This window comes from Halomonas sp. 707B3 (assembly GCF_024158645.1).
GTDB lineage: Bacteria > Pseudomonadota > Gammaproteobacteria > Pseudomonadales > Halomonadaceae > Vreelandella > Vreelandella lionensis.
Map to the genome: position 1 here is coordinate 1 of NZ_JAMZBE010000144.1, position 9,043 is coordinate 9,043.

The following is a 9,043-nucleotide window of genomic DNA, read 5'->3' on the forward strand; positions in this document are numbered from 1 at the left end:
ATTTTGAATTCTTCAGTGTAGCGGGGATGGCTCATGGTTCCTCCTAGATACCTTTAGTATAAGGCCTGGAGGTGTCTACGAAACCTGGGGCGATTCACTCAATAAAACAGTCGCTTAAATAAATTCAATACCATGAAAATACAGGATCAAGCATCATGGTATCGACTATCACTCATGGCATCATGTCTCGATAATACCACCTTGGATACCACGCTCAAGCGGTGCTTCCCGCTGCCATCAGTTGCCAAGCACTGCCAGACATAAAAACAAAAAAGCCCATGAAAACATGGGCTTAAGTGTCGTTAAATGCTAGTTAGTACCAGCTAGTGCCTAACGTATAATCACTCCCACTCAATCGTAGCAGGCGGCTTACTACTCACATCATAAGTCACCCGTGACACCCCTTCCAACTCATTGATAATCCGGTTGGAGACCTTCTCCAGCAGCTCGTAGGGCAGGTGCGCCCAGCGGGCGGTCATGAAGTCGATGGTTTCGACGGCGCGTAGCGCGATGACCCATTCGTAGCGGCGGCCGTCGCCTACTACACCTACGGATTTCACCGGCAAGAACACGGCGAAGGCTTGGCTGGTTTTTTCGTACCAACCAGCGGCGCGCAGTTCTTCGATGTAGATGGCATCCGCATCGCGCAGAATGTCGGCGTACTCTTTCTTCACTTCGCCGAGAATACGCACGCCCAGGCCGGGGCCAGGGAACGGGTGGCGGTAGACCATATCGTAGGGCAGGCCGAGTTCAAGGCCGAGTTTGCGCACTTCGTCTTTGAACAGTTCGCGCAGCGGCTCGACGAGCTTGAGCTTCATGGTTTCCGGCAGGCCACCCACGTTGTGGTGGGATTTGATCACGTGCGCTTTGCCGGTTTTCGAGGCAGCAGATTCGATCACGTCCGGGTAGATGGTGCCCTGGGCCAGGAACTCCACGCCTTCAATCTTGCTGGCTTCTTCATCGAACACGTCGATAAAGGTGTTGCCGATAATTTTGCGCTTGGCTTCCGGGTCTTTCTCGCCTTCCAGCTTGCTGAGGAACAGCTCTTCGGCGTCTACGCGAATCACCTTCACGCCCATGTGCTTAGCGAAGGTTTCCATCACTTGGTCGCCTTCGTTCTTACGCAGCAGGCCGTTATCCACGAACACGCAGGTGAGCTGGTCGCCAATCGCTTTGTGCAGCAGCGCGGCCACAACAGAAGAGTCGACACCGCCGGAAAGGCCCAGCAGTACGTGGCGGTCGCCCACTTGCTCGCGTACGCGCTGTACTTGGTCTTCGATGATTTGCGCGGGCGTCCACAGCTTTTCGGCTTTACAGATATCCAGCACGAAGTGCTCAAGAATCCGCTGGCCTTGTAGGGTGTGGGTGACTTCCGGGTGGAACTGTACGCCGTAGAACTGCTTCTCTTCCCAGGCCATGGCCGCAATCGGGCAGCTCGGGGTAGAGGCGGTCACGGTGAAGGTGTCGGGGGCTTTGGCGACTTTATCACCGTGGCTCATCCATACATCCAGCAGCGCGTTGCCGGTAGCGGCGTCTACGTGGTCTTTGATGTCTTTGAACAGCGCGGTCTCGGCGTCGATTTGAATCTGGGCGTAGCCAAACTCACGCTGGTTAGAGCCTTCTACCTTGCCGCCCAGCTGCTCGGCCATGGTTTGCATGCCGTAGCAGATACCAAACACCGGCAGGCCCATCTCGAACACGCACTGCGGGGCGCGGGGGGAATCCAGCTCGGTGACGGATTCCGGGCCACCGGCCAGGATGATGCCGTTGGGGTTGTATTCGCGAATCTCTTCTTCGGTGATATCGAAGGCGCGGATTTCAGAGAATACGCCGATTTCGCGAACCCGGCGGGCGATCAGCTGTGTGTACTGGGAGCCGAAGTCGAGAATCAGGATCTTATGGGCGTGAATGTCACTCATGGCGGAGCCTCTATAACGCGGAACGGGCCGCATTGGCTAAAAAGCAAGCGGCGGGGCAATGCCCGCCGCCGTGTAACTTAATGCGCTGGTTAGCTCACCCGGTAGTTGGGGGCTTCTTTGGTGATCTGCACGTCGTGAACGTGGGACTCGTTAAAGCCAGCGCCGGTGATTTGTACGAATTCCGGCTTGGTGCGCATTTCTTGAATATCGCGGCAGCCGGTGTAACCCATGGAGGCGCGCAGGCCGCCCATCAGCTGGTGGACGATGGCGCCCATCATGCCTTTATAGGGCACGCGACCTTCGATGCCTTCCGGTACCAGTTTTTCGGCACCGGCATCTTTGTCTTGGAAGTAGCGGTCGGCGCTGCCTTGGTTCTGGGACATCGCGCCCATGGAACCCATGCCGCGGTAGGCTTTGTAGGTACGGCCTTGGTAAAGCTCCACTTCACCCGGCGCTTCTTCGGTACCGGCCAATAGGCCACCCACCATCACGGCGCTTGCGCCAGCGGCAATGGCTTTCGCCAAGTCGCCAGAGAAGCGTACGCCGCCATCGGCAATCAGCGGAATATCGAACTCTTTCAGCGCTTCCGCCACGTTGGAAACGGCGGTGATTTGCGGTACGCCCACGCCTGCCACAATGCGGGTGGTGCAGATAGAGCCGGGGCCGATGCCTACTTTCACCGCATCTGCGCCTGCTTCCGCCAGCGCTTTGGCAGCGGCGGCGGTGGCGATGTTGCCGCCGATCACTTGAATCTCGGGGAAGTTCTCTTTGATCCAACGAACGCGGTCAATCACGCCCTGGGAGTGGCCGTGGGCGGTATCGACGATGATCACGTCAACGCCGGCTTCGGCCAGTGCCGCTACGCGGTCCGGAGTTTCCGGGCCGGTGCCTACCGCTGCGCCTACTAGCAGGCGGCCGTCGCTATCTTTAGCGGCCATCGGGTAGGTGCGGGCTTTTTCGATGTCTTGGAAAGTCACCAGGCCGCGCAGGTGGAAGGCGTCATCGACAATCAGCATTTTCTCGATGCGGTGTTCGCGCATCTTGGCTTTGCTGGTTTCAAGGTCGGTGCCTTCTTTCACTGTTACCAGCCGCTCGCGGGGAGTCATAATGTCGGCAACGCTGTCGCCCACGTTCGGCTGGAAGCGCATGTCGCGCTCGGTCACGATGCCTACCAGAGTTTCGCCTTCTACCACCGGGAAGCCGGAGAAGCCGTTTTCGCGGGCCATGGCCAGCAGGTCTTCCAGCTTGGCTTTGGGGCTAACGGTGACCGGGTCTTTGACGATGACGCTTTCGTGCTTCTTCACCTTGCGCACTTCAGCGGCCTGTTGCGCCATGGTCATGTTCTTATGGATGATGCCGATGCCGCCTTCCTGAGCCATCGCAATGGCTAGACGCGCTTCAGTTACAGTGTCCATTGCAGCGGAAAGCAGGGGAATATTCAGGAAGAGATTGCGGGTCAGGCGGGTTTTGAGGCTGACATCCTTTGGCAGAACGTCGGAGAAGCCGGGAACGAGGAGTACGTCATCGAACGTAAGCGCTTCTTGGGCCATACGTAGCATAGCGGCAACACCCATTGAGAAGTGGGAAGATGGGGCGTGAAAAGTTAATCGCCTATTATAACGTTTTGAGGGCCGCCCCAGCAATGCAGAGTCGCGGTTAGACTTATACCAATTGCTAATGACGCTCAAGGCCCTGCGGGAATAAGCGCCGCTGGCAAGGCTCACGCACCTCGTTTGAGGTATCGTGTCATCTACGAAATGATCACCAAGGCCAACGATGGAACCGACAAGCACATCACCCACTCCCAAAGCGCTCTCCGTGAGCCAACTGAACCAGCGCGCCAAGCAAACCCTGGAGCGCGATGTGGGGGAAGTGTGGGTAGAGGGCGAGCTTTCTAATGTCTCCCGCCCGGCCTCGGGGCATATCTATTTCACTTTAAAAGACGACCGCGCGCAGATCCGCTGTGCGCTGTTCCGTCAGCGGGCGCGCTTTGTCGCCGCCCCCATGCGCGATGGCGACCAAGTGAAGCTACGCGGGCGGGTCTCGCTGTTCGAGCCACGGGGCGATTATCAGCTTATTGCTGAGGCGGTGCAGGCCGCTGGCCTTGGCGAGCTGCTGGCGGCCTTCGAGCGTTTGAAAGCACAGCTGGAAGGCGAAGGCGTGTTCGCCAATACGCGCCCACTGCCCTTTCCCCCGCGCAAGATTTTGATTTTAAGCTCCGCCACCGGTGCGGCCATTCGCGATGTGCTGGCCGTATTGGCCGCTCGCTGGCCGCTGGCGGACGTGACGCTGATTCCCGTACCGGTTCAGGGGGCGGAAGCCACCCCGGCGATGATCTCGGCCCTGGGCTTACTCAACCGGCAGACGCGGCTAGACCCCGAGCAAGATGTGGTGCTAATCACCCGTGGTGGCGGCAGCCTGGAAGATCTCTGGGCGTTTAATAACGAGCATCTGGCGCGGGCGATTTTTCACTCCCGGCTGCCGGTGATGTCGGCAGTGGGCCACGAAGTGGATGTCACCCTGGCGGATTTTGCCGCCGATATGCGCGCCCCTACCCCGTCCGCTGCCGCTGAACGGCTAGTGCCCGACCAACACGCTTTAAAGCGCCAGCTCGCCCAAGCGGAGCAGCGTTTGTACAGAAGCATGCAGGCGCGGTTAGAGCGGGATAGCCAGCGGCTAGATACCCTCCGCGCCCGCCTTCGTCACCCCGGCGAACAGCTCGCCCGCCAGCGCCAGCACCTCACTACGCTGCAGCAGCGCCTTACCCGCGCCATGCAGCAAACGCTCGCCCAGCAAAAAACCCAAGCGGCCCAGCTCACCCGACGCCTGGCCAGCCAAGATATGGCACGGCTGCACCGCGCCGAAAGCGAGCGCATCAGCAGCCTACAGCGCCGTTTAGCCAGCGCCATGCAGCGCATGTTAGAAGTGCGGCAAGCACGCCTGCACAGCGCCGCCCGCGAGCTGAACGCCGTCAGCCCGCTGGCCGTACTCGGCCGCGGCTACGCCATCGCCCAAGATGCCCAAGGCCAAGTCATCCGCCGCGCCGAAGACACCCAGCCCGGCCAACTGCTCAAACTGCGCCTAGGCGAAGGCCGCCTCAACGTCGAAGTAAAACGGCGCTATAAGAAGCACTGAATTACCGCTCGGTAATCATTAGACGCCTTTAGATACAGCGATAGCAAAAAATTACCGTTCGGGAATATTTTGCCAGCAAGGTCATTGCCTTTCGGCTATTCTTACCGAACGGTAATTTACGAGAGGCACTCGCAATGGCGACTTCAACTCCTCCTGCGACCCTAGTACGCACCTCACAAGAACTAGGCGCGCTGATAAAACAGGTGCGCCAATCCCAAGCGCTACTGCAAAGCGACGTGGCAGGCCTTGCCGGTACCGGTAACCGTTTTATTGTCGACCTAGAGCGCGGCAAGCCTACGCTTCAACTGCAGAAGGTACTCGATACACTCGACTTGATGGGCTTAGAGGTCGTGGTTCAGCGTAAGGGGCAACTGCATGAGCGCTGATAAAGAGGCTCTGGATCTTTACTGGAAAAACCAACATGTTGGGCGGTTATTTAATGAGCAGCCCCTGCGCTTTCAGTATGACGACAACTGGCTAACGTCGCCTGAGGCACGCCAGCTCTCACCACGCCTTCCAATAACAAAGCCTGTGCATAGTGGAGATGATGTACTGGCGTACTTTGAGAACTTACTACCTGAAGGAGAGTTGCGTCGCCACATCGAGCTTAGTCATCATACGACAACGGTATTTGGCCTATTAAAATCGGTAGGTGGCGACACCGCTAGCGGCTATCTATTGCTCTCGGAAGGGGAAACGCCCCAACCTACTAGCTATCGCCCGACCAGCTGGGAAAACATCAACACACTTTTATATAGCGGAGCGCAGAATGAGCTTTCCGAGCAGCTTGTTCACCATGCCCGTATCTCGTTAGCAGGCGCCCAGAATAAGCTGCTGTTAATGGTCGATGAACATGGCAACCCAGCTATCCCAAAGGGCGCCGCTCCTTCTAGCCATCTATTAAAACCCGATATTAGAGGTTTGAACGGTGTTTGGTGCTCTGCCCTGAATGAAACGCTGTGCATGCAGCTTGGGGCGGCACTTTCGTTAGAAGTGGCCGAGACTACCTTCCAGCCAGATACACGCGCTTGCCTGATTAAGCGATACGATCGCGTAATGAACCATAAAAACGGTCAATTAGAGCGCATCCATCAGCTAGATTTTTGCCAGTTGGCAGGTACCCCTTCAACGCTCAAATATGAAAATGACGGAGGGCCAAATTTACTCACTTGCCGACAGCTCCTACAGCAGGTCGGCGTGCCTGCCAGTGATCTGCAACGCTTTATTCGATGGTTTTTTTACAACTTGTTGATTGGTAATAACGACAGCCACGCGAAAAACCTATCTATCCTGTATACCCCAGGCGGGGTCAGGCTGGCCCCGTTTTACGATTTAATGTGTACCACGATTTACAGCGGTTTATCCAAGCGCTTTGCCTTTCAGGTTGATGGTGTCGATCATCCCGGTAGCATTAAGCGCCAGCAGCTGGAATCTCTCGCCAAAACACTCGGCTTCAAGCCTGCTTATTTCCTTCGCCTGGGACTGCAGCTTGCAGACGAAACCCTCGTTCACTTACCGAACGCGGTACAGTGCCTTTCACAGGTTACACAGCCTGGCAATGAGCAGGTAATGCTTGAACGCTTGTCACAGCGTATTACCTCTAATTGCCAAAAAATGGCTCGTCGTTGGAAAGCCGACTCAACGTTGAAGTAAAACGGCGCTACAAGAAGTAGCGCCGTGGCATGGGTGGTGAGAGGAACGGAGAATGAGCGGGAGTAACCGCTATGGCAGCGGCGGCTTGCGCGTTTCCGAGGTTTGCGTGGTGGTGTTCGCCCCTGGGGTGGTGGGATTGGCGCTGGTGGGGTTAGCGCTGGTGGCGGTGTTAGTGCCTGCCCCCTGGGTGTTGCCTGACGGCGTGCTGGAACCCGCTAACCCCGGCTCGTTATGCTGGGTGGGGTTATCATCCTCTTTATGCCCCTGTTCGCGCTGCTCATGGGCGTGCTGTTTGACCGATTCCGCTTTGTCGTGAATCGCGTGCTGCGCTTTATCCACTTCCGCCTCGCCCATTTTGGTCGCTTGATCCATGGCTTGGTTGCGGTACTCGCCCAGAGTTTCATTCTCTTTGCGCGTCATAGCGCTCATGCTGGCAAGCGCCGCCCCCAGGGCAAACCCTAGTGCGCCAACCACCAACGGGTGATCTTGAATAAAATCGGAGGAGCGGTCGCTGGCGTGATGGGCGCGCTCTTTCATGTGATCGACGCGGTGATGTGTGCCCTGCTGGGCGTGGGACATGGAATCGTGCATACGACCTCCCATTTGGTGAGCTTTGTCGCTGAACTGCTGCGCGGCCCCTCTGGTGCTATGACCAATATGGCGGGCGCGCTCTTTGATGCCGTGGCCATGGCCGTTTGAATCGCTGCGCGGGTCGTGCTGCCCAGCACTAGCACGCTGCGGGTACATCACTTCATCGGGAGGCGGTGGCGTGGCGTGTGCATCGGTGGCATAGCCGTGGGTATTGCCATGGGCATGGCCGCTTTGCGGTTGACGCTGGCTGAGCATTAACCAGCCAAGCCCTGCGCCAGTGAGCAGCGTCGGCACCGGGTTTTGCTTTACCGTAGTGCCCAAATTGGCAAAAAACTCATTGGCCCCGCCGTGGCGCAGGTAGTCGTAAGTGCTGTGCAGCCACTGCTCTGGCGAAAAGCGCTCTTCGATTTGATGCAGCGTGGCGTCTAGCCGCTCACGAGATTGATGAATCTCTTTTTCGATCTCGTCCGGGTCACGCTGTGCCTGGCTGTGTGAATGATCGTGCTCGCTCATTTCACCTCCTCCTTGACGTGCTGCTTATGCTGCTTCGCCAGCGTTTGATCATCGCGCAGGCTGTTCATAGTGCGACTAGGCATTAACCCCTGGGCGCGTACTTTTTTCAGCCCAGCCTTGAGCATCACCACGCCAATCAGCGTGACCACGGCACCCACTACCACGGCAGATAACCAGGGCCGCGTTTCAGGTGGCAGCACCTCATTTAACAGCATCACCAGCGCTGCCAGCAGGGTTAAAAACCCGCCAAACAGCACGGCACCCGCCGTGGCAACGGCCCCTACGCCCGCCATCGCTTGGTGAGTTTTTTCCGACATTTCGGCTTTGGCGAGCGCCGCCTCGCCGCGCACCAGGGCGGTCACTTCGTTAAGTAACGTGGATAGCAGCGTGCCCACTGAGCTGCTTTTTTGGCTATCTGATTCCATTCTTAATCTCCCGCTTCCTGCATGAAGAGTGATGTAAGCGCGTGTTTAAAGAGATTGCTTAAAGAGATTGATTAAAGCGTTTGGTCAGGAACACTAGCTTCAGAGGACGCGGCAGGCACAGGTGCTTTATCGGGGGAACTGCGCAAAAAGCGCGTGACTAAAAAACCAGCGGCAATGGCACCACCAATAAACATGGCAGGCTCGCGGCGGCCATAATCTTCAGCAGCACGGCAGAGGCTGTGCAGGTCTTTATCCCGCATGCGTTGAGAAAAGCGCTCGGTTTGGTCAGCGAGCTTTCTAGCCTGTTCCGAACAGAAGGGTTGCTGCTGGCGGTCAAACTCATCGGCAGCGTTCTTTAGCACCGTGCCTAGGGTATGGGTGTGGTTGGCGGCGTTTTCACGTTGGCGTTCAAATACGCTTTCGGCCTGTTCGCGGGCGGCACCTTTCAGCTCATCAGCACTTTGCTGACCTTTTTGCTTCAGGGTTTCGTGGTCAGTGTGGTGATGGCCGGTGTGATGGTCAGTGGTATCGTGATGCGGTCCTTGATCATTCATGGTGACGTTCTCCGTGTCAGTGAAACCTCACCAGAACTATAGCGAGCATCCGGCCCCTTTCAATTTAAAAACACCGAATTAACTAATAGCCTTAGTTGTTTCAATAAACATTAAGAATAGACTCACGAATACGTAAAAAATCTTCTATCGATAATGTCTAGTCCTGAAATAGATTGACACTTATTTCATCTCAAACGCCCAGTGCACTGCATTGGGCGTTTTGTATTTCAGCGCTAGGTGTGGCCGCTGACTG

At 56.8% G+C, this 9,043-nt stretch carries 8 protein-coding genes; 3 read left to right on the plus strand and 5 right to left on the minus strand.

Features of this window, described 5'->3' with window-relative positions; translation table 11 throughout:
- Positions 1-341: 341 nt before the first annotated feature.
- Both guaA and guaB read right to left on the minus strand, forming a co-directional pair.
- On the minus strand, positions 342-1,919 hold the full coding sequence (gene guaA / locus BIS10_RS15345) for a glutamine-hydrolyzing GMP synthase (protein WP_044630771.1): 1,578 nt from the start codon (positions 1,917-1,919) through the stop codon (positions 342-344).
- 89 nt (positions 1,920-2,008) lie between these two features.
- Positions 2,009-3,478 (minus strand): IMP dehydrogenase, encoded by a 1,470-nt coding sequence (gene guaB, locus BIS10_RS15350; RefSeq protein WP_253506399.1) that lies wholly within the window; start codon positions 3,476-3,478, stop codon positions 2,009-2,011.
- Positions 3,479-3,695: 217 nt separating this feature from the next.
- Here guaB and xseA point away from each other — a divergent pair, with 217 nt between their 5' ends.
- From xseA to BIS10_RS15365, 3 genes are all read left to right on the plus strand, one after another.
- Complete coding sequence (xseA, locus tag BIS10_RS15355) at positions 3,696-5,054, plus strand: exodeoxyribonuclease VII large subunit (protein ID WP_253506402.1); 1,359 nt, start codon at positions 3,696-3,698, stop codon at positions 5,052-5,054.
- 134 nt (positions 5,055-5,188) lie between these two features.
- Positions 5,189-5,440: a transcriptional regulator gene (locus tag BIS10_RS15360; protein WP_253506405.1), complete on the plus strand. Its 252-nt coding sequence runs from the start codon at positions 5,189-5,191 to the stop codon at positions 5,438-5,440.
- Positions 5,430-6,707, plus strand: coding sequence for a type II toxin-antitoxin system HipA family toxin (locus BIS10_RS15365; RefSeq protein WP_253506408.1), 1,278 nt, complete (start codon positions 5,430-5,432; stop codon positions 6,705-6,707). The genes BIS10_RS15360 and BIS10_RS15365 overlap by 11 nt, the downstream gene beginning before the upstream one ends.
- A 69-nt stretch (positions 6,708-6,776) precedes the next feature.
- On the opposite strand, the gene BIS10_RS15370 is transcribed toward BIS10_RS15365, so the two are convergent.
- The 3 genes from BIS10_RS15370 to BIS10_RS15380 all read right to left on the minus strand — a co-directional run bounded on the left by BIS10_RS15370 (position 6,777) and on the right by BIS10_RS15380 (position 8,790).
- Positions 6,777-7,811, minus strand: coding sequence for a DUF3618 domain-containing protein (locus BIS10_RS15370; RefSeq protein WP_083024053.1), 1,035 nt, complete (start codon positions 7,809-7,811; stop codon positions 6,777-6,779).
- Positions 7,808-8,236 (minus strand): phage holin family protein, encoded by a 429-nt coding sequence (locus tag BIS10_RS15375; protein WP_253506410.1) that lies wholly within the window; start codon positions 8,234-8,236, stop codon positions 7,808-7,810. The genes BIS10_RS15370 and BIS10_RS15375 overlap by 4 nt, the downstream gene beginning before the upstream one ends.
- A 71-nt stretch (positions 8,237-8,307) precedes the next feature.
- The gene (locus BIS10_RS15380) at positions 8,308-8,790 is read right to left on the minus strand and encodes a hypothetical protein (protein ID WP_083024052.1); all 483 of its coding nucleotides are present in this window, start codon (positions 8,788-8,790) and stop codon (positions 8,308-8,310) included.
- Positions 8,791-9,043: the final 253 nt, after the last annotated feature.